The organism is Gemmiger sp. An50, from assembly GCF_002161595.1.
Taxonomy (GTDB): Bacteria; Bacillota; Clostridia; order Oscillospirales; family Ruminococcaceae; genus Allofournierella.
Genome location: NZ_NFID01000019.1, coordinates 35,527 through 54,970 on the forward strand (window position 1 = coordinate 35,527; position 19,444 = coordinate 54,970).

The window sequence follows — 19,444 nt, forward strand, 5'->3', positions numbered from 1 at the left end:
CCATTTTCCCGCCTGCATCAAATACCGCCATCCGTGGGAACCAGCCGGAACACCGCCGCACTGCGGGGACCCATCTGCATGGAAAGGGCGTTCAGTGGCCCGGCCGCGAAGGGGTCTGCCGCACCGGTGTGAAGTACCAGCTGCCAGAAAAGGCCCTTGGGCGGTGTGGGCAGCTGCTGGGGATGGGGCTCCCAGTGCATATTCAGCGCCAGAAGCAAGATATCATCATTTTGATCGGCCGCATCCCGCCCTGCAAACAGCACGCCGATCTGGCGGGTCTCGGGCAAGAATTCGCTGTTCCAGGCTTTGCCGTTGTTGTGCAGCGAAAGGTCCTTCCAGCCGCAGCAGCTGGGGGCAGTGGCCGCCCGCAGCACCGGGTGAGCCTTGCGCAGCGCGATCAGCTGCCGCACAAAATCGAAGAAGGGGCGGTTTTGCTCCAACTGCTCCCAGTTCAGCCAGGAGATCTCATTGTCCTGGCAATAGGCATTGTTGTTACCGCCCTGGCTGTTGCCGAATTCGTCTCCCGCCAGGAACATAGCCGCGCCCCGGCTGCACAGCAGCACCGTCATGGCGTTCATGCGCAGCCGGTCCCGCAGTGCGTTCACCTCCGGGTTCCGACTGGGGCCTTCCTCCCCGCAGTTCCAGCTGTTGTTGTCGTCAAAGCCGTCGGTGTTGTTCCAACCGTTGGCCTCGTTGTGCTTTGTGTTGTAGGCGTACAAATCATACAACGTGAAACCGTCGTGGCAGGTGATGAAATTCACCGTGGCGTTGGGGCGCTTGTCCGGTGGGTAGAGGTCCGGCGAACCGCAGATGCGCTGCACCGCCGCCTGGGCCAGGCCTGCATCACCCTTTAAGAATTTGCGCAGGTCGTCCCGATATTTGCCGTTCCACTCGCTCCACCGGTTCCAGGAGGGAAAGCTGCCCACCTGATACAAGCCGCCCGCGTCCCAGGCCTCGGCGATGAGCTTCACGTGGCTGAGCACCGGGTCGAAGGCCAGGCTTTCCAGCAGCGGCGGTTTCGACAGCGGGCTGCCGGTCTCATCCCGCCCCAGAATAGATGCCAGATCGAAGCGGAAGCCGTCCACCCGGTATTCCACCGTCCAGTAGCGCAGGCAGTCCAGAATGAACTGGCGCACCTGGGGGTGGTTGCAGTTCAGCGTATTGCCCACCCCGGAAAAGTTATAATAACGGCCGTCCGGCGTGAGCATGTAGTAGATGTTGTTATCCAGCCCTTTGAAAGAAAAGAAGGGACCCGTCTCGTCGCCCTCGGCGGTGTGGTTGAACACCACATCCAGAATGACCTCGATGCCGTTTTCGTTCAGGCTGCGAATCAGCCGTTTGAGTTCCATACTCTCCCGGTTGAGCTCCGGTTCGGCGGTGTAGTCCAGATTGGGTGCAAAAAAGCAGATGGGATTATAGCCCCAGTAATTGCGCAGCTTCTGACCGTTCACCACCCGCTCCTCGGCCTTTTCATCGAACTCAAACACCGGCATCAGCTCTACCGCGTTCACACCCAGCTCCAACAGATAAGGGATCTTTTCCTCCAGACCCGCGAAGGTACCGGGGAATTTCACCTCGGAGCTGGCATGCTGCGTGAAGCCGCGCACGTGCATCTCGTAGATAATCATGTCCGAAAACGGGATGCGCGGATTATGGACCGTTCCCCAGTCGAAGGTATCCTCCACCACCCGGGCATGGTAGGTTCGCCCCAGCCGCTCGCCGCCTGCCCAGATGCTCTGCACCGTGACCGCCCGGGCATAGGGGTCCAGCAGGAATTTGGTGCGGTCGAAAATCAAGCCCCGGGCGGGGTCGCTGGGACCGTCCATTCGGTAGGCATACTCGATGTCCTGAATGTCCAGATCGAACACGATCATGGAATAGGTGCCGCCCATGCGGCATTCCTCCGGGAAGGGCAGCACCGCGAAGGGCTCCTGGTCGGCCTGATGGAACAAACACAGCTCGCAGGCGGTGCCGTTAAAAGAATGGATGGTAAAGCTGACGCCGCCCGGCACCAGCGTGGCCCCATTGGATAAGAACAGACCCGGTCGGATCTGGAAACCGTTCACTTCGCCGGTGGCATGCAGCCGCCCGGGCAGCAGCGAACCGGAATGCGGTGTTCTGGACATGGGCATTTCCCCTCTTCCCGGAAACCCGCGTTTTCTGTATTTGCCGCGGGCCCTTTTCTTTCATGATACCAAAAAACGGACCGGAAATGGAACGGCGAAACTACCAAGAAAGCGCCCGTTTCCTTGTACGAAACAGCAAAGATTATTGGGCGTCTGGTCTGTCATTCCCAGGTCTGCCAAACCTCCGGGCAGCAGCCAACAGTGGCCTGCCGGCCGTTGCGCACAATGGGCTGGCGGATCAGCTGCTGATTTTCAAACAGCTTATCCGCCTGCTGTTCCGGGGCCAGAAAACGAAGCAAAGTCAGGGTATCCTTGTCCTTTGCGTTTTCATCCACCAGGTTCTGCCAGCCGCCCAGCGCACGGCACACGTTGTCAAACTCGCCCCGGCTCATCCCCTTTTCCTTCAGATCAATCATCTGGAATTTGATCCCCCGCTCCTTAAACCATCGCTGGGCCTTTTTGGTATCGAAGCTTTTGTTCGTTCCGAAAATCTGGATGTTCATGGTTTGCACTCCCTATTTTTGTTTGTTCACAGACAATATTATACCACAGGCCGTGAAAAAGCGGCAGCAAGGTCTGCCCCTCACTGCCGTTTTATAGTATACTGGTATCGATCTTAACCGAAAGGATGACCCGTTATGACCATTCGACATGCCCGCCCCACCGACCTGGACGCTCTGGACGCTCTGGAGCAGCAGTGTTTCCCGCCGGAGGAGGCGGCTACCCGCACTTCCTTTGCTCAGCGTCTGGCAGTATTTCCGGAGCATTTCTGGCTGGCGGAAGAGGATGGGCAGATCCTGGCCTGTGTGAACGGCTGCGTGAGCGATTCGCCCCTTTTGCAGGACGAAATGTTCGAGGATGCAGGCCTGCACAACGAGCAGGGTGCCTGGCAGATGCTGTTCGGAGTGGAAACACATCCCACCGCTCAGGGCAAGGGCTATGCCAGTGCACTGATGCGCCAAATGATTGCCGACGCCAAGGCGCAGGGCCGCCAGGGTGTGGTGCTCACCTGCAAGCAGGAGTTGCTGGATTTCTACCGCCGGTTCGGCTTTGAAAATGAGGGCGTTTCCGCTTCTCAGCACGGGGGCGCGGTCTGGTATGACATGCGGCTGCGCTTCTGATTTTGCCGCGGCAACATTCTGCGTCGCGCATCTCTGCTACAATAGGAACGAAAAGGAGGCCCTGCCATGAAGTTCATCATCTCCCCTGCCAAGACCATGAATGTGGATACCGACTCCTTCGCGCCTCATGATCTGCCCCGCTTTCTGGAGCAGGCCGAGGAATTAAAAAACTATCTGCAAAGCCTGGACTACGCCGCCTGCAAGGCTCTTTGGAATTGCAGCGACGCACTGGCGGAGCCAAACTTTGAGCGCCTGCAAAAGATGGACCTGCGCCGGGCCCTGACCCCTGCGCTTTTTGCCTACGAGGGGATTCAGTACCAGTACATGGCGCCCGGTGTGTTCACCGAAGAGGAGCTTTCCTATGTGCAGGAGCATCTGCGGATTTTGTCCGGCCTGTACGGCTTGCTGCGCCCGCTGGATGGTGTTACCCCCTACCGTCTGGAAATGCAGGCAAAACCGGCGGGCTTTCGCTGCAAGACCCTGTACGAATTCTGGGGCAGCCGCCTGGCGGACGCTCTGGCCGAAGAGACTGACTGCCTGGTAGACCTGGCCTCGAAGGAATACAGCAAATGCGTGATGGGCAAGCTGCCCGACTCCGTGCGCCGGGTACAGGTGACCTTCGCCCAGGAAACCGGCGGCAAACTGAAGGAAAAAGCCACCTTTGCAAAGATGGCCCGGGGGGCGATGGTACGCCATGCGGCGGAACAGAACTGCCAAACCCCGGAGGAGCTGCATTCCTTCCGCCGGTTCGGCTTTGCCTATTCCCCCGAGCATTCCTCCCCTGACCATTTAGTCTTTGTGCAGGACCCCAATTGGAAAGCCGACTGACCAATTTTGACCATTTTAATTTCCTTATCAAAAATAAAAGGAGCGATCATTTATGCTGCAAATCGGAACCCAAGCCCCCGACTTTACCCTGACCGATAAGGATGGCAACGCCGTCAGCCTTGCGGATTTCAAGGGCAAAAAGGTGGTACTGTATTTCTATCCCCGAGACAACACTCCCGGCTGCACCCGTCAGGCCTGTGCCTTCGCGGCCCGTCATGCGGATTTTTCCGCCAAGAACACCGTGGTGATCAGCGTCAGCAAGGACAGCGTTGCTTCTCACCTGAAATTCGCACAGAAATATGACCTGCCCTTCGTGCTGCTTTCCGACCCGGAGCTGCAGGCCATTCAGGCTTATGATGTGTGGAAAGAGAAAAAGCTCTACGGCAAGGTGAGCATGGGCGTGGTACGCACCACCTACCTGATTGACGAAGAGGGCGTAATCCGCTGGGCCAAGGAAAAGGTCAAGCCGGATGAGAACGCCGGCGAGCTGCTGGCTCTGCTGGAGCAGGAAGGCTGATTCTACCACTGAAAAATCATTCTATTGATGAAACGAAAAACTGCCGCATCGGTTTTGCCCGATGCGGCAGTTTTTCTTATGAGAAGAGAGAAAGGAAAAAGAAATAAGCAAAAGAAAGGTTTTAGCCCCGGTCCTTTTCCATCATGATGTCCAGGATGGTCTTGTCGGTGGCGGTCATGCCGGGGTTGCTGATGCGGCCCATATTGCGGATGGCCTTTTCGGGAGTAGTGTCGCAGATACCGTCGCTGGCGCTGACCACAACACCGCCCATAGCCAGATAAGCGCTCATGAGGGCCGCGTTGGATGCGGTGGCCAGTTTCAGCGCACAGCCGATCTTGCCGCCGTCACAAATCATGCCGGTCAGGTTGCCGCTCATGTTGATGATGGCCGCACCCATCTGAGCATCGTTGCCGCCCATCAGCCATACCATGGCAGCGGAGGCGGAAGCCGCAGCCGACACACCGCAGCCACAGGTGGCGCTGAGTTTGCCGGTAAACAGCTTGATGTAAACGTTCAGCATATGCGAAAAGGCCAGTGCCTTTACAGTTGCTTCCTTGCTGGCATTCAGGTGCTTGGCCATCTCCATAACCGGAATGATGGCGGTGATGCCGTGGTTGCCGCTGCCGGCGCTGCTCATGACCGCGTAGGGGCAGCCGGACATACGACCCTCAGCGCTGGAGGCCACACGAACCATGGTGTTGCTGAACAGGTTATCGCCCATGGCGCCGTTCAGCTGAGCTTTCAGAGTGTCGGCGATGCCGATGCCCAGCCGGTTTTCCAGGCCGTAGTCCGCCAGAGTCTCGTTCATCTTGGCGCCGTCCATCATGAAGGCCAGCTCCTCTTCGGTGGCGCTGTCCACCAGTTCGCGGATCTGTGCAACGGTCATGGTCTTCAGCTTTTCGTGCAGCTCGTCCTCGCCGCCCAGGGTGTATTCCTTTTCAAACAGCACCTGGTTGTTGGCACTGGTGTAAACGATGTTGGAATGGGTGTTGCGGATGGTGCTGATACCGATGCCCCGAGTGGTAATCACTTCGGCATGGGCATACAGCTGGGTCTCCTCCTCCGCGATGGTCACGCTCACCTGCTTTTCCTCCACCAGGCGGGTGGCTTCCTTGCTCACGATGGGAGTGATCTCTTCCAGCAGCTGCAGGCTCTTTTCCGGGTTGCCCAGGCAGGCGCCCAGAGCGGCGGCATATTTCAGACCCACACGGTCAAAGCCGGGAATGCCCACCGACATACCGTTTTTATATACGCCCGGGTTCACCTGCATCTTCACCGATACGATCTGCCCGCCAATGGCATGATAGGCGTCCGCTGCGGCCAGAGCCACACACACCGGTTCGGTGCAGCCCAGAGCGGGCACAACTTCCTGATGAAGAAGATCCAGCATTTCCTGTTTTGTAAGCATATTATTCGCGCTCCTTTTTCCTGTTATGTCTGCCGCGGTGCTGCGGCGTTGTTTCTTCTGCTCTCATTGTAGCAAGAACCGTGCCAACATCACCAATATGCAAAAAAACATTTTTACGGCGTTTTTTCTTGACAAGACGGTCAAAACAGGTTAAAACTGAAATTGTAATTGGTTTATTTGGTTACTAAAATTGGTTGCAGGTGAATTGTTTATGAAAAACATTGCGGTGATTTCCTGGGACCCGCTGGCAGGGCGGTTTTACGGCAAACAGGTAAAGGACTTGTTCGGCGACCAGGTGAGCGTTCAGGTTTACAGCGTACGGGATGGGTCCGTGAATCAGCTGCCCCGGCGGCGGTACGATCTGTATATGACCTCCACCGACGCCTTTGAATCCGGCAGCGATCTGCGGCAATATCTGCCCCTGGACGCAGAGATCACCGAGATCGAGCTTACCTTTTTGTGGGACGTGGTGCGCCGTTTGCAAAAGCTTCCCGCGGGAAGCCGGGTGCTGTTCGTAAACCTGAGCGACAAGATGAGCCGGGAAGCGGTGAGCCGTTTGAATCAGCTGGGCGTGAACCAGCTGCAGTTCGATCTGTATCATCCGGGCTGCCCCGAGCCGGATATGAATCTTTATGATTTTGTGATCACCCCCAACGAGCAGCGCTATGTTCCTGAGGGTGCAAAAGAGGTCATTGATATTGGCCAGCGCGTCTGCACCAGCGCCACCATGACGGAGGCCGCCCTGAAACTGGGCCTGGAAGATCTGCTGGAAACACCCCGCTTTCATCATTATCAGGAGATCGTGGCCACCAACACCTATAGCTTCGACCGGCTGTTCAACCGCAGCCGCCGTCTGGAAAGTCAGTTTGATATTCTGATGGACATTCTGGACGAAGGTCTGGTGGGCGTGAACGAGAAGGGCGAGGTATTTGCCTGCAACAAAAAACTGGAACAGATCACTCAGGTGAGCAACGCTCTTGCCCTGCACCGCCGGGCCAGTGACGTTTACCCCTTTATCCCCTTCAAGCAATGCCTGAAAAGCAAGGAGGCGATTCCCGCCAAGGTGGTGCGGGCAGGCGGTACCAACCTGACTGTGACCGTCGCTCCGGTGCTGCGAGGCGGGGTGTGTCTGGGTGCATTCGCCACGGTGCAGCGTTTCAGCGACGCAGAGCAGCGCCAGAATGAACTGCGCAGCCAGTTGAGCCCCAAGGGCTACCGGGCCAAATACACCTTTGAAAATGTGATCGGACGTTCCGCTTCCATCCAGCGCACCATCGAAATTCTAAAGAAAATGGCCGCCACTCCGCTGCCTATTCTGCTGATTGGTGAGACCGGTACCGGCAAGGAGCTGTTTGCCCACGCGGTGCACAACGCATCCCCCCGGGCACAGGGCCCCTTTGTGGCCATCAACTGTGCGGCCATGCCGGAAAATCTGCTGGAAAGCGAGCTGTTCGGCTATGAGGCCGGCGCCTTTACCGGAGCCCGGCGAGGCGGCAAGCCCGGTCTGTTCGAGTTCGCGCACCAGGGCACCCTGTTTCTGGACGAGGTGGAGGGCATGAGCCCTGCACTGCAATGTAAGCTGCTCCGTGTACTGCAGGAGCACGAAATCATGCCGGTGGGCGGCAACCGGATCATTCGCGTGGATGTGCGCATCGTGGCTGCCACCAACGAGGATCTGGAGGAGCTGGTGGAACAGGGCAGCTTCCGTCGGGACCTGTACTACCGGCTGAATACCCTGCCCGCCCTCATCCCTCCGCTGCGCCAGCGGGAGGGTGATCTTCTGTTGCTCATCGAGCATTTCCGCAAGAAAAGCGGGGTGGAGTTCACCCTCTCCCCCGAGCTGGAACAGATGCTGCTGGCCCATCAGTGGCGGGGAAACATCCGGGAGTTGCGCAACGTGGTGGAATATTTCAGCTACACCGGCAGCCAGGTCATCACTCCGGAGGACCTGCCGCCCACCTTCCATTACCTGCCCGCCGGAAGTTCCGGCGGCAGGCTTGCGCCGACGGTAAGCGTTGCGACAGCCGCCCCAGCCAACCTGCCGGACCCGACCTCTCCTCCGCCTCAGCTGAATGAAGAGCAATGGATGATTCTTCAGCTGATCCATCAGGCCGCCCGCCAGGGACGACCCGCCGGGCGGGACAGCTTGCTCTCTGCTGCCCGTCAGATGAACCGGCCACTCTCTCAGCAGCAGGTTCGCCGTTTGATGAGTGAACTGGCTCAGGCGGGATATCTGCGCATTGAACGTGGCCGGGGCGGCAGCCATCTGACGGAAGAAGGCATCCGTTTGCTGACTGCCCGCACATCAAACGACCAATTATGACCAGTTAACCTAAATCTTCCTTAGTAGCAACCAATATTTTTCGTTTATTGGTCAACCATTTTTCACCGCATTTTGTCTTATATATAAGGAACAGGCCGGTACCGCACAGAGCTTTCTGCGGTCCGGCCTGTTTTCTTTTTGGGCAGATGATTTTCTGACCTGCAAATTTCATCGTCAACTTGCTGCAAAGTACAAGTTCAAAACTGTGAAAACGCTGAAACGAGTGGTAACCTCGTCCGTTTCTTCGGTTTTGGCACGCCCCTTGCTATAATTTGGGCAGAGAAACGTGGCCGAGCGCCCAAACAGAAAGGCAGGAACCAATTTTATGAAATACGATTTTGACACCGTTGTGGACCGCAGCAAGAACAACGCCGCCAAGTATGACGAACGGATCAAAAAATTCGGCACCGACAAGGTGATCCCTCTGTGGATCGCGGATATGGACTTCAAGTCGCCCCAGCCGGTGATCGACGCATTGACCGCCCGGGCTCAGGAGGGTATCTGGGGCTACACCAGCCGCCCGGCCAGCTACTTTGAGGCCATCTGCAACTGGCAGCAGCGCCGCCATGGCTGGACCATCGACCGCAGCCTGGTGAGCTGGAGCCTGGGCGTTGTGCCCGCGCTGAGCATGCTGGTAAAGTTGTTTACTCCGGAAGGCAGCAAGGTACTGATTCAGACTCCCGTTTACGGTGAGTTCTACGACGTGACCGAGGCCTGGAACCGCACCGTGGTGGAAAACCAGCTGGTGGAAAAGGACGGCAAATGGACTGTGGACTGGGAAGACTTTGAAGCCAAACTGCCCCAGGTGAGCATGTTCCTGCTGTGCAGCCCCCACAATCCTCTGGGTATCGTGTGGACCCGTGAGGAGCTGACCCGCATGACCGACCTGTGCCGCAAATACGGCGTGCTGATGGTTTCCGACGAGATCCATTCGGACCTGGCGTTCCATGGCAAGAACCATATCCCCACCGCCAGCCTGTCCGAGCAGGTGGCCGGCGAGGTGATCAGCTGCATCTCCGGCACCAAGACCTTCAACCTGGCAGGCCTGCAGGCCTCCACCACCGTGTTCCCCAATATGCGGATGAAGGAGCTGTATGACAAGGCCTGGATGAACATGGACATCCACCGCAATAACGCCTTCAGCCTGACCGCCATGGAGGCCGCCTTCAACGAGGGCGAGGAATGGCTGGACCAGCTGCTGGAGTACATCGACGGCAACTTCAACTTTATCCGGGATTACTGCGCCGCTCACATTCCTCAGATCAAACCCAACCTGCCGGATGCCACCTATCTGGTATGGCTGGATTGCCGGGAACTGGGCATGACCAACGAGGAGCTGCGCCGTTTCATGATCGAGAAGGCGGGGCTTGGCCTGAACGAGGGCTGGAGCTTCGGGCGCAGCCTGAACGGCTTCATGCGTCTGAACGCGGCATGCTCCCGCAAGGTTCTGGAACAGGCCATGAAGCAGCTGGAAGAGGCTGTGAAGGCATTATAAAATCGTAACAACATCCCGTGCGGACGGGACGATAAAGGAAAAGGAGAATCATCATGTCTAACACTACCACCAAGAAAGCGTCCTTGTGGCAGCAGTACAAACTCCCCATCCTGCTGTTGGGCGGCATCGGCATCGGTTCCATCATCGGCGTGGTCTCCCCCAGTCTGGGCCAGACCCTGAAACCTGTGGGCCAGATCTTTTTGAACCTGATGTTCACCATCGTGGTTCCTCTGGTATTCGTCTCCATCGCTTCCGCTGTGGGCAGCATGGCCAACATGAAGCGCTTGGGCAAGATCCTGGGCAGCACCATCTTCAGCTTTCTGGCCACCGGCGCCATTGCAGGCGTCTGCGTGCTGGTTTGGGTCAACCTGTTCAGCCCCTCCGCCGGAACCAACATCCAGATGGGCTCCGCTGAAATGGGTGAGATGCAGAGCGTAAGCGAGATGATCGTGGGCTCCCTCACCGTGGACGACTTCTCCGGCCTTCTGAGCAAGGACCACATGCTGCCGCTGATCATCTTTGCCATTCTGTTCGGCTTCTGCGTTTCTGCCTGCGGCGGCGACGAGAGCCCGGTGGGCAAGCTGCTGGCCAACCTGAATGAAGTCATCATGAAGTTCATCGGCCTGATCATGTCCATTGCCCCCATCGGTCTGGGCGCATACTTTGCCAACCTGGTAGCCGAATATGGTCCTCAGATCATCGGTGACTACGGCCGCTCCATGGTGGTTTACTACCCCCTGTGCCTGCTGTATGTGGTTGTGTTCTTCCCCCTGTATGCCTTCTTTGCTGCTGGCAAGCTGGGCGTGAAGCGGATGCTGAAGTACATCTTCACCCCCGCTGTGACCGCTTTCGCCACCCAGAGCTCCGCTGCCACTCTGCCCGTCAACAAGGAAACCTGCGATAAGATCGGCGTTCCCAAGGACGTGAGCGACCTGGTTCTGCCCATGGGCTGCACCATGCACATGGACGGCTCCGTGCTGAGCTCCATCACCAAGATCGCCTTCCTGTTCGGCGTGTTCAACATGCCCTTTACCGGTGTGAGCACCTATGCCATGGCCATCGTGGTTGCTGTGCTGTCCGCGTTCGTTCTGTCCGGTGCTCCCGGCGGCGGTCTGGTGGGCGAGATGCTCATCGTGAGCATGTTCGGCTTCCCTGCTGAGGCCTTCCCCCTGATTGCCACCCTGGGCTTCCTGTTCGATCCCGCCGCTACCTGCCTGAATGCCTCCGGCGACACCATTGCTTCCATGATGGTCTCCCGCATGGTCGAAGGCAAGAACTGGCTGGTAAACGCCGTAAAGGCAAAGGGCGAAGCAGCTTAATGTAAATTCAAAAAGCTCCCGTTTCCCCCATTGCATTTTCCTGGCAAAGTTGTTATAGTTATAAACATAGGTTAAGCAGCTTCATCATTGTGCATTTTTGAACAATCGGCTGCACCAAGATTTCATCCAAGGAGGACTTCTGTCATGACTATTATCGATACCAAAAACGCTCCCGGCGCCATCGGCCCCTACTCTCAGGGCTTTGTTGTGGGTGATCTGGTGATCACCTCTGGCCAGCTGCCTGTCGACCCCGCCACCGGCACCATGCCCGAGGGCATCGCTGCTCAGGCTGAGTGGAGCTGCAAGAACGTGGGCGCCATTCTGGAGGCTGCTGGTTCCGGTCTGGACAAGGTTGTAAAGACCACCTGCTTCCTGGCCAACATGAGCGACTTCGCTGCCTTCAACGAGGTGTACGCCAAGTACTTCACCTCCAAGCCTGCCCGCAGCTGCGTGGCCGTGAAGGACCTGCCCAAGGGCGCCCTGTGCGAGATCGAAGCCATCGCCGAGAAGTAAAAATCAAAACACGATATAAAAGGAGTATTTACCGTGAAAGTTACTGTAATTGGTAGCCATCTGTGCCCCGATACCCTGTATGCCCTGAATCGTCTGAGCGAAGCGAAGGCAGAAATTGATTTTAAAAATCTTTCTGCCAGCTTGGCCGACCTGAAAGTATATCTGTCCCTGCGGCAGGATGATCCGGCCTATGCCGATGTGCGTGCAAACGGCGGCATTGGTATTCCTTGCTTTGTGCTGGAAGACGGCACTGTCACGCGTAACCTTGAGACCGTGTTGAAGTAAAAACACTTTTGAACAAACACCGCCAGGTATTCCTGGCGGTGTTTGTTTATTATCGGAAAACAGGCAAACTCTTATATTCAATGAAAATGCCCGGCAGAATCGCATTCTGCCGGGCATTTATGCGCTGTATTCGAGAATCAGCGCCGGAAGATTTTCTTCACGGCGATCACTCTTTTTGGTTTGAATCCCCGCCCAAGTCATTGTAAAACAAAAAATCCGCAAGCCTTTCAGCTTACGGATTTTTCTGGCGGAAAGAGAGGGATTCGAACCCTCGGTGGGTTTATGGCCCACACACGATTTCCAGTCGTGCGCCTTAGACCAGCTCAGCCATCTTTCCATCTGTTTTGCTGCGCGTCAACCGCGCTTGTATATAATACCGGATTTTATGCCGCTTGTCAACACCTGTTTTTCAAATTTTTGCAGAAAAATCCCGCGCCGGATGCACAAATCCGGCGCGGGAGCTGGGCGATTCAGCAGCCGCCGCAGTTGTTGTTGCAGCCGTCGTCACAGCCGCAGTTGGGATAGTAGAGATTGTTGGCCACGAACTCCAGCTTATCCTTCAGGATGTTCTCCAGGCCGCCGATCACGTTGACCATATTGGCAACAGACTCATTGACCTCCATCAGCTGACAGAAGTCGATATCCTCCATGGCGATGGCTTTCTGCAGCTTCTCGCCCTCGGCGTTCAGGATGTGGCTCATGGCGGTTTCCTCCAGAGCGATGCTTTCCAGCAGGTCGGTGATCGCCTGGTGCATGGTAACGGGATCGGGATTGCGTGCAATGCTCGGCATAGACATGGTTCATTACCTCCGTGATGTGAATTCCCCACACTTTGGTGTTGGTTATCCCACTATATGCCGTCCCCTGTTTTTTGTGAAAGAGTTCTATCTGCGGCCGGGCTGTCACAGCCGTTTACGCATCAGCCCATGCCGGTTGCAGTACAAATACAGATAACCATGCCCTCTCATATGCAGCCGGCACTGAGCGTTTACTTCCGGGTACAGCTTGACCAATTCCACCCGGTCGCCGGATACCCACGCAATAAAGGAGATAAAATGAGTCTTGCTCATGGGATGATCCAATGTGACGAACTGCTCATCTTCCACAGCTTCGATCCGTACCATATGTTCCCCGTTCATTTCCTCCGGCTCAAGCTGCGGCAGCGAAATGCCGCAGCAGCTGATCGCTGCCTGTCCGGCGGCGGGGATCACATTGCTGCAAACGGGGCAGACATAAAATACCGTGCGAAGCATATTCGCCGCCCGGTTATTGTTACTGATTTTATCCCCGGAAAGCAGTTCCATCAGGCTGACGCTCAATGCTGCTGCAAGAGGTTCGATCAGCGTGATATCCGGCAGCCCTTTTCTGGTATCACATAGTTAAAGATATTGGTGTCATTCAATCAATCTTGCCGATAAAGCGGTAGAAGATTTCTACCTCCTGTTCCCGGCTTCCGTCCTCACCTTTGACCGCTTCATGGACAACGATTTTTTCAATCAGCGTATTCAAAAGTTCGGCGGTCAGTTCCGTTGGATTGACATACTGTTTCATCAGACCTATCCACTTTTCAGCGTCAACCGCTGTCTGGGCGGCGGCCTCCATCGCTTCGTGAAGCCGTTCAATTTTTGCGTCCAATTCTCGCTGTTCACCCTGATACTTTTCGGACAGCATATTGAAATTGTATTCTGTAATGCGTCCGGCAAACCAGTCCTCATACATTTTTGCAAACAGGGTGTCTACTTCTGCTTTGCGCTTTTCCGCCTTTTTCAGTTCGGCTGTCTGCCGCTTCCTTGCGGTATTGCGTTCCTTGTCGCTGGCGTTAAGTAGCCGTTTCAGAAGTTTGTCCCCGTCCTGCTGTGCCAGCACAGACCAGTATTGCAGACGGGAAAGGACATAGGCATAAAGCACATCATAACGGATATAGTGCATGGAACACTGGTGCAATCCTTGCCCGTACTTGCTACAATGGTAGTGGGCATAGGGATTTTTGTTCTGACTGTTCACACCATAGGCCAGCGACCAACCGCAGTCCGCACATTTTACCAGCCCGGAAAATATCTGCGTTGTGCCGTTCTTCTGCCGTCTGCGCCTGTTGCAAATCTGCTCCTGTACTTGACGGAACACATCTTCGGAAATAATCGCTTCGTGGGTGTTCTCCACACGATACCATTCCTCTTTTGGCTTGCGTACTTTCTTCTTGTTTTTGAATGAAATGTTGGTCTGCTTATTGTGGACGCTGTGTCCGATATAGGTTTCCTCTTTCAGAATACTTTTTACCTGCGCTATCGTCCACGCATAGGCTTTTTCCTCCGGCGCTCCGGCATAGATATTTGCGAAAGTGCCGTATCTCTGGAAATTCAGCCAGCCGGGAGTAGGTACTTTTTCTTCGCCCAAAATCCGTGTAATGCTGGCGGCTCCCCGGCCATGAACGGCAAGGTCAAAAATCTTTTCGATAATCCACCTTGTTTCCGGGTCAACCAAAAGATGACCTTTCTTATCCGGGTCTTTGACATAGCCCAGCGGGGCATAGGCTCCATAGTGTGCGCCATTTGCAAACCGTGTCCGCATGGCCGCTTTTACCTTTTTGCTGGTCTGGCGGGCGTGCATTTCATTCAGAATGTTGAGGAATGGGGCAAGCTCATTCTCTCCGTTGATGGTGTCCACATTGTCATTGACAGCGATATAGCGGACGCCTTTGCTGGGAAAGTAGATTTCCGTGTATTGGCCGGTCAGAATGTAGTTTCTGCCTAAGCGGGATAAATCCTTCGTAACAACGCAGTTGATTTTCCCGTCCTCAATGTCATCAATCATTCTCTGAAAATCCGGCCTGTCAAAGTTCGTTCCAGACCATCCATCGTCGATATATTCATCTATGACATTCAGGCCATGCTCGGCGGCATATTGCCGGAGCATCATGCGTTGTGTCTGAATACTCCCGCTTTCTCCTTGCAGTTCATCGTCCCGGCTCAATCTCATATAAAGCGCCGTGTTGTAAATCGTAGTATTGTAAGGTTGTTTCACCGTTAAAAATCCTCCTTCTAAAGAAACAACCCACGCTTACAATACTTTTGCTCTATGGCAATTATATCATAAGTCTGCCGCCCTTTGGAAGAACGCCTGTATCTCCTTTGAGGATTTCCCCTTGAAAAACTCCGGGCTAGCGGTTATCAGCGTATCGACAAACCGTGTGCTGTCTTTCCTTGTCCGGCATCCGGCCTGCTCGATACGGCTCTGAATGAAGTGGTAATAGCGTCCCTTCGGCTTGACGATATGGAAATTGTATTTACTCCGGCTTGTGTCAATGTCGGGATTGCTGGCGTATTGTTCTTTCTGTCTTTCGTGATGGGCTTCCAGCGGCCTTGCCGGGTTGCCCTTGTGCTTCTCAAACCGCAAAATTGCGTGTTGTGCCATTCTGCTCCTTTCCCCATTCCTTTCCTATCCGGGGTTTTCCACAGGGAAAATCCCGCAGAAAATAGCTCGGATAGGATTGGAATGGATAGAATATAAATCAATCTTTTTATCTTTGTATTTCTATATACCGTCCGGTTTTCGTACGTCTCAGGAGTGATTTCCGTACTTCATGGGTACGGTTTTCAGTCCTCCGGTGTACCAGAACGGGATTTCTTGAAGTCGGTGTTTGGAACCGCTTCATAGGATTTTGGAAAAATGCGGTTGGGTTTTCCACAGCCCTGCTTCTGGATCTCCACCAGTCCGGCGTATTGCAGTTCCCGCAGGGTATTCACCGCTTTCTGCCGCCCACAATGGAGCAGTGTGACCACTTCACAGATAGGGTAATACAGGAAAATCCGTCCGCAGTCATCCGCCCACCCATTCTTGCGGGATATGCTCAAACCAAATCAACAGGAGGAAACGAGTATGCCGACAACAGAATGGCTGAACAAATATGAATCCGTTAAGGACAAATTGGCCTGTAAAACGGACCTAGACGCTCATTTCACTGAGAAAGTGATTGGGAATATGGGCGTGGATGTGCTGGACATCGGGGCCGTCCTCTTTCCTACCGGAACAATTTTCGCCTGCGATCCGCTGGTGGAGCTGGAGGACACACCGCCCTTTATACAGACAATCCCCGCCGGGACTTATCCCGTAAAGGTCTGTGTGGTGCCCAGTGAGAAATATGCTGGCGGGCCGGGAGTTGGAGGAACTGTACTGGGAGCCGGTCACAATGGACGATCCCAGATTGACCGCCCACCCTGACTGGCTGAAAAAGTTCCGGGAGTTTGCCTCGAGCGACCTTGACAGCCTTACTATGCACCAGTCAGCGCGCATTGAACGGACGGAAAAGGGCTTTCAGATCTGGATCTATAACCGCACAGACTACGATGCACTTCTTGCCGGGCTGGAAAAGCAGAGGCTCTCGCTGCCTACGGCAGACGAGTGGGCGTATCTGTGCGGCGGCGGATGCCGCACCCTGTTCCCCTGGGGAGATGGAATGGACTACTCCATGCACCTGCACCACTTCGAAAGCCCGGAGGATGAGGACAAGCCCTTCGATATGGAGGAGCCCAATTTCTTCGGCCTGTCCATCGCCTATGACCCCTATATGCGGGAGGTGGTGAAGGCCGGGCAGTTTACCACTTGCGGCGGGGATGGCGGGCGCAGCATCTGCGGCGGACTTGGAATCTTCCTCGGTTTTCTGCCCTGTTCGCCGCACTGCAAGCCGGAAGCGCAGGAGAACAAGGAACTGAACGGCGACTATGACTTCTACCGGCCTATTATCCGGGTGGATACGGACTGTTAGAAAGGAAACCTGGACACTCGGCTGTGAGACCGGTGTGGAACTTACTACTTACAGAAAAAAGGATAAAGGAGGCGTCAATATGGATGTCGTGAAACTCCCCAAAAAAGTCCGCATTGTCTGCTATGAGATCATGGATGGCAAAGAAGAAGCCTTGGACACGCTGGAATCCTTTGCCGATAAATATCCCCATCAGGTAGCGGCGATCAAGGCCGAGGGCGCATATTTCAACCTGGACTATGAAAAGGCGCTGGCTTTGGATCTGGCCATCCTTCCCTGGCTGGAGGAGTGGTATTACAGCAATGTGAGCGATGAACACATGATTGCCATGACGGTGGCCTCCATCCAGCTCCACCGGGAGCAGGAGCTGATTGAGGCACTGATGAAAGAACAGGCGCGCATCCGGGCTGAGAACGGCCTCCCCCAGCGGGATCGGTTCTGTGACATTCTGATGGACTACCTCAAGCGGGGCGTTATGCCCTTTGCGGACAACGACAAGAACCACCCCTACCATGAACCGGAGGAACCTCAAACGAAGGAGCAGCTCTGGGCAAAGCTGGTGGAACAGAATAAAAAGCTCTCGTCAGACGATCCCGATGCCAGGCGGAAGCTCTATAACCACTGCTGTATGTTCGGAACCGCCAGGGATGCCGTAGATCTCTTTGAGGAGATTCAAGGCGTGCCCATGGCTGACTCCTCATATCGGGACGCAATCGCCCGCTATCTCTATTTGGGCGAACGGGAGAAGGCTCTCCAGACAGCTGAACGGTTGGCAACATCGCGGCTGTGGGCGGTTGCCGGACCGACGCAGGTGCGTCCCATGTCCTTCTTTGAGGACCCGAATCTGCGGGAGTTTTTGCTGGAGCCGGAATCCCTCCGGCGCATCCGGGAAGCTGCCTTCATTGATGACGGGAGTTTGATCCGAAAGTAAATTGCTTGGGAATGGAGGATCTGCTATGAGCAAGGAGCTGGAACTGTATAAAGCATTTATTGACGGCCTTGTGGAGCGGAAAGACAGCATGACGGCACTTTGTGTCAAGGGCGGTGGCTTTCCCAAGACGGAGGACAACAAGGCGAAGAATGATCTTCTCGCCACACTGACCCCGGAGCAGAAAGATGTACTGGCCGAGATGCTTCAGGACGAACATATTGCGGGTATCCATACCACTCTTGCTTTTATCAATAAAATGATGGACTTGGATGGTTTGGAGCTTCATCAGGACGGTGAATCCTATCCCAACGACTATTTTGAGAGCCTGCACTATGACTTCATCAGCCGTTGTGACGGAGATGAATGGCCGGAATAATAGGAGGTGTGACAGATGTATATCAAAAAATACTGGGGCAACTTTATCGGAGGTTCGGATGACAGCCTGAACCTTGTGGCATTTTTGGAAGACCAGAAGAAAGATGAGATCCCCCTCAGCGAGATATTTGCCAAGATTGGGCTGGACAAACAACACTGGAACTTCCGCCAGACCGTGGAGTACCTGGAGTTCACCCACTCCAGTGGTGTGGAAATGGATTTTCACTTCGCTGTTGATGTGGTCACTGATCTGGCCGCCATCCTGCTGGAGTGCAGTGTCAGCGGCAGTGTAAACCTTCAGGATCTGGATGAGTACAACACCCCTTCCCGCCGTATCCGCATCGCCGCCACGCCAGAGGAACATGACGCCATGAACAAGGCCCTGGCGGATTTTGCCCAGAACCCACTGGAATATGACCTCAGCGAGATGATGGACAACGAGGAGATCCAGGAGATGGCTCGGGATGTGGAGGCGCTGCGGAAGGAGCTGTACGAGGCTGCTGGCCGCAACCGGGACTACCATGTGAAAGCGGAGGATGTGAAACCTCTACTCTCTGACTGGAAGGGTGCCGATGGCTGCATTGCCACCAACCGTATCACGGTGGAGGGCTGCAAGGTCGGCTACTGCTACCGGGAGAAGCCGGACGGCGACTGGGACAGTGGCTGGCGCTTCACCGCCGGTGATGAGAGCGAGGAGTACATGGACGACCCCAACAATGCCGGGATTTACAAGCTGAACACAATCTGCAACGACGATCCCGACATCATTGCGCTGCTACATCTGCAATGCTATCTGTTCCAGTGCCTCCACTGCGGGAAGCACCTGGTATGGATGGATTTTGATTGAGGAGTTTTCAAAAGGTGGGATACAAGCGATGAAACCCAAAACACTGACCATTCAACTGAATGATGAACAGCTGCCCATCCTTCCGGTAGAGCCGGAAGCCCACCTCTCCTTTACCACTCATGCCGATGGAAATGAATTGGAGCTAACGGGAAACCGGGCGGGGCTGCTCCTGTTGGCGAAAGCCGCTTTGGGAATGGCAGAAACCGTTCGTGAGGATGGATTCCATATCCATTTGGATGACCTCTATAGCATCAACTCTGAGGGAAAAAGTATCCTGATCCGAAGGGAGGAACGGGCAAAACCATGATTGAAAAAACCTTTATAAACCCAACCACGAATAAACAGTGGCGGATCGAAATTGACGGACATACCATCCGAACCTGCTTGAATGATGGGAAGGTCAAGGAAATCCTGTGCGACTCCGCCTTCCAGGTCAAGAGCAAGGCGGCCAGCGCCATGATGGGCCAGATGCGGAAAGGATTTGTCTATCAGAATCCGGATGCCGCTATTGGTCAGGCGCGGTGCCATCGGTTTGTCGGTAAGGACAGTAACGGTTTTATGCCCCTGGCTACCACCCTCACACGGGATGACTTCTTC

Annotated in this window: 19 protein-coding genes, 1 tRNA gene and 3 pseudogenes; 14 read left to right on the forward strand and 9 right to left on the reverse strand. The window is 55.2% G+C overall.

Translation table 11 applies throughout. From position 1 onward, the window contains the following. Nucleotides 1-17: 17 nt before the first annotated feature. Together glgX and B5G03_RS14585 are read right to left on the reverse strand one after the other, a co-directional pair. Nucleotides 18-2,126 (reverse strand): glycogen debranching protein GlgX, encoded by a 2,109-nt coding sequence (glgX, locus tag B5G03_RS14580; RefSeq protein WP_242962479.1) that lies wholly within the window; start codon nt 2,124-2,126, stop codon nt 18-20. Nucleotides 2,127-2,287: 161 nt separating this feature from the next. Continuing rightward, nucleotides 2,288-2,629 carry an arsenate reductase family protein gene (locus tag B5G03_RS14585; protein ID WP_087182413.1) on the reverse strand — a complete coding sequence of 114 codons (342 nt, stop codon included), beginning with the start codon at nt 2,627-2,629 and terminating at the stop codon, nt 2,288-2,290. Nucleotides 2,630-2,764: 135 nt separating this feature from the next. Here B5G03_RS14585 and B5G03_RS14590 point away from each other — a divergent pair, with 135 nt between their 5' ends. The 3 genes from B5G03_RS14590 (at nt 2,765) to B5G03_RS14600 (ending at nt 4,592) form a co-directional block, all read left to right on the forward strand. Next, on the forward strand, nt 2,765-3,247 hold the full coding sequence (locus B5G03_RS14590) for a GNAT family N-acetyltransferase (protein ID WP_087182414.1): 483 nt from the start codon (nt 2,765-2,767) through the stop codon (nt 3,245-3,247). A 66-nt stretch (nt 3,248-3,313) separates the two neighbouring features. Further along, the gene (yaaA, locus tag B5G03_RS14595) at nt 3,314-4,075 is read left to right on the forward strand and encodes a peroxide stress protein YaaA (protein ID WP_087182415.1); all 762 of its coding nucleotides are present in this window, start codon (nt 3,314-3,316) and stop codon (nt 4,073-4,075) included. 52 nt (nt 4,076-4,127) lie between these two features. Next, a complete protein-coding gene (locus B5G03_RS14600; RefSeq protein ID WP_087182416.1) occupies nt 4,128-4,592 on the forward strand; it encodes a peroxiredoxin in 465 nt (154 codons plus the stop codon). 121 nt (nt 4,593-4,713) lie between these two features. Here the strand turns inward: B5G03_RS14600 and B5G03_RS14605 are convergent, their stop codons facing one another. Continuing rightward, entirely contained in the window at nt 4,714-6,000 is a 1,287-nt protein-coding gene (locus tag B5G03_RS14605; RefSeq protein ID WP_087182417.1) for an L-cysteine desulfidase family protein, read from the reverse strand. A 211-nt stretch (nt 6,001-6,211) separates the two neighbouring features. Here B5G03_RS14605 and B5G03_RS14610 point away from each other — a divergent pair, with 211 nt between their 5' ends. From B5G03_RS14610 to B5G03_RS14630, 5 genes are all read left to right on the forward strand, one after another. Beyond that, nucleotides 6,212-8,323: a sigma-54 interaction domain-containing protein gene (locus tag B5G03_RS14610; RefSeq protein WP_087182418.1), complete on the forward strand. Its 2,112-nt coding sequence runs from the start codon at nt 6,212-6,214 to the stop codon at nt 8,321-8,323. A 325-nt stretch (nt 8,324-8,648) separates the two neighbouring features. Further along, nucleotides 8,649-9,818: a MalY/PatB family protein gene (locus B5G03_RS14615; RefSeq protein WP_087182419.1), complete on the forward strand. Its 1,170-nt coding sequence runs from the start codon at nt 8,649-8,651 to the stop codon at nt 9,816-9,818. 53 nt (nt 9,819-9,871) lie between these two features. Next, nucleotides 9,872-11,137 carry a dicarboxylate/amino acid:cation symporter gene (locus B5G03_RS14620; RefSeq protein ID WP_087182420.1) on the forward strand — a complete coding sequence of 422 codons (1,266 nt, stop codon included), beginning with the start codon at nt 9,872-9,874 and terminating at the stop codon, nt 11,135-11,137. Nucleotides 11,138-11,281: 144 nt separating this feature from the next. Beyond that, nucleotides 11,282-11,650 (forward strand): RidA family protein, encoded by a 369-nt coding sequence (locus B5G03_RS14625; RefSeq protein ID WP_058963076.1) that lies wholly within the window; start codon nt 11,282-11,284, stop codon nt 11,648-11,650. A gap of 33 nt (nt 11,651-11,683) precedes the next feature. Next, nucleotides 11,684-11,935 (forward strand): glutaredoxin, encoded by a 252-nt coding sequence (locus tag B5G03_RS14630; protein ID WP_087182421.1) that lies wholly within the window; start codon nt 11,684-11,686, stop codon nt 11,933-11,935. Between the two features lie 245 nt (nt 11,936-12,180). Here B5G03_RS14630 and B5G03_RS14635 read toward each other — a convergent pair. The 6 genes and pseudogenes from B5G03_RS14635 to B5G03_RS14665 form a co-directional block, all read right to left on the reverse strand. After that, nucleotides 12,181-12,272, reverse strand: a tRNA-Ser gene (locus tag B5G03_RS14635). Nucleotides 12,273-12,405: 133 nt separating this feature from the next. Continuing rightward, a complete protein-coding gene (locus B5G03_RS14640) occupies nt 12,406-12,732 on the reverse strand; it encodes an alpha-helical endospore appendage domain-containing protein (RefSeq protein ID WP_087182422.1) in 327 nt (108 codons plus the stop codon). Nucleotides 12,733-12,837: 105 nt separating this feature from the next. Continuing rightward, nucleotides 12,838-13,188 carry a desulfoferrodoxin family protein gene (locus B5G03_RS14645; RefSeq protein WP_242962482.1) on the reverse strand — a complete coding sequence of 117 codons (351 nt, stop codon included), beginning with the start codon at nt 13,186-13,188 and terminating at the stop codon, nt 12,838-12,840. Nucleotides 13,189-13,333: 145 nt separating this feature from the next. After that, nucleotides 13,334-14,956 (reverse strand): recombinase family protein, encoded by a 1,623-nt coding sequence (locus B5G03_RS14650; RefSeq protein WP_087182424.1) that lies wholly within the window; start codon nt 14,954-14,956, stop codon nt 13,334-13,336. Between the two features lie 72 nt (nt 14,957-15,028). Continuing rightward, nucleotides 15,029-15,346: pseudogene (locus B5G03_RS14655) on the reverse strand (plasmid recombination protein); the annotation flags it as partial. A 182-nt stretch (nt 15,347-15,528) separates the two neighbouring features. Beyond that, nucleotides 15,529-15,780 (reverse strand): annotated as a pseudogene (locus tag B5G03_RS14665) (replication initiator protein A); the annotation flags it as partial. Between the two features lie 133 nt (nt 15,781-15,913). On the opposite strand from B5G03_RS14665, the gene B5G03_RS18190 reads away from it, so the two are divergent. From B5G03_RS18190 to B5G03_RS14695, 6 genes and pseudogenes are all read left to right on the forward strand, one after another. After that, entirely contained in the window at nt 15,914-16,153 is a 240-nt protein-coding gene (locus B5G03_RS18190; RefSeq protein ID WP_481808420.1) for a DUF4241 domain-containing protein, read from the forward strand. Continuing rightward, nucleotides 16,047-16,697, forward strand: a pseudogene (locus tag B5G03_RS14675) (hypothetical protein); the annotation flags it as partial. The gene B5G03_RS18190 and the pseudogene B5G03_RS14675, both read left to right, overlap by 107 nt. Nucleotides 16,698-16,776: 79 nt before the next feature. Further along, nucleotides 16,777-17,625, forward strand: coding sequence for a hypothetical protein (locus B5G03_RS14680; RefSeq protein ID WP_087182426.1), 849 nt, complete (start codon nt 16,777-16,779; stop codon nt 17,623-17,625). 25 nt (nt 17,626-17,650) lie between these two features. Further along, nucleotides 17,651-18,001 (forward strand): DUF6547 family protein, encoded by a 351-nt coding sequence (locus tag B5G03_RS14685; RefSeq protein WP_087182427.1) that lies wholly within the window; start codon nt 17,651-17,653, stop codon nt 17,999-18,001. A 15-nt stretch (nt 18,002-18,016) separates the two neighbouring features. Then, a complete protein-coding gene (locus B5G03_RS14690; protein WP_343286907.1) occupies nt 18,017-18,847 on the forward strand; it encodes an immunity protein Imm33 domain-containing protein in 831 nt (276 codons plus the stop codon). Between the two features lie 28 nt (nt 18,848-18,875). Continuing rightward, complete coding sequence (locus tag B5G03_RS14695) at nt 18,876-19,154, forward strand: Imm32 family immunity protein (RefSeq protein ID WP_087182428.1); 279 nt, start codon at nt 18,876-18,878, stop codon at nt 19,152-19,154. Nucleotides 19,155-19,444: the final 290 nt, after the last annotated feature.

Bases quoted from the DNA above. Each gene is read 5' to 3' on its own strand.
- glgX (WP_242962479.1), bottom strand. From the start codon at position 2,126: ATGTCCAGAACACCGCATTCCGGTTCGCTGCTGCCCGGGCGGCTGCAT.
- B5G03_RS14585 (WP_087182413.1), bottom strand. From the start codon at position 2,629: ATGAACATCCAGATTTTCGGAACGAACAAAAGCTTCGATACCAAAAAG.
- B5G03_RS14590 (WP_087182414.1), top strand. From the start codon at position 2,765: ATGACCATTCGACATGCCCGCCCCACCGACCTGGACGCTCTGGACGCT.
- yaaA (WP_087182415.1), top strand. From the start codon at position 3,314: ATGAAGTTCATCATCTCCCCTGCCAAGACCATGAATGTGGATACCGAC.
- B5G03_RS14600 (WP_087182416.1), top strand. From the start codon at position 4,128: ATGCTGCAAATCGGAACCCAAGCCCCCGACTTTACCCTGACCGATAAG.
- B5G03_RS14605 (WP_087182417.1), bottom strand. From the start codon at position 6,000: ATGCTTACAAAACAGGAAATGCTGGATCTTCTTCATCAGGAAGTTGTG.
- B5G03_RS14610 (WP_087182418.1), top strand. From the start codon at position 6,212: ATGAAAAACATTGCGGTGATTTCCTGGGACCCGCTGGCAGGGCGGTTT.
- B5G03_RS14615 (WP_087182419.1), top strand. From the start codon at position 8,649: ATGAAATACGATTTTGACACCGTTGTGGACCGCAGCAAGAACAACGCC.
- B5G03_RS14620 (WP_087182420.1), top strand. From the start codon at position 9,872: ATGTCTAACACTACCACCAAGAAAGCGTCCTTGTGGCAGCAGTACAAA.
- B5G03_RS14625 (WP_058963076.1), top strand. From the start codon at position 11,282: ATGACTATTATCGATACCAAAAACGCTCCCGGCGCCATCGGCCCCTAC.
- B5G03_RS14640 (WP_087182422.1), bottom strand. From the start codon at position 12,732: ATGTCTATGCCGAGCATTGCACGCAATCCCGATCCCGTTACCATGCAC.
- B5G03_RS14645 (WP_242962482.1), bottom strand. From the start codon at position 13,188: ATGCTTCGCACGGTATTTTATGTCTGCCCCGTTTGCAGCAATGTGATC.
- B5G03_RS18190 (WP_481808420.1), top strand. From the start codon at position 15,914: ATGGGCGTGGATGTGCTGGACATCGGGGCCGTCCTCTTTCCTACCGGA.
- B5G03_RS14680 (WP_087182426.1), top strand. From the start codon at position 16,777: ATGGATGTCGTGAAACTCCCCAAAAAAGTCCGCATTGTCTGCTATGAG.
- B5G03_RS14685 (WP_087182427.1), top strand. From the start codon at position 17,651: ATGAGCAAGGAGCTGGAACTGTATAAAGCATTTATTGACGGCCTTGTG.
- B5G03_RS14690 (WP_343286907.1), top strand. From the start codon at position 18,017: ATGTATATCAAAAAATACTGGGGCAACTTTATCGGAGGTTCGGATGAC.
- B5G03_RS14695 (WP_087182428.1), top strand. From the start codon at position 18,876: ATGAAACCCAAAACACTGACCATTCAACTGAATGATGAACAGCTGCCC.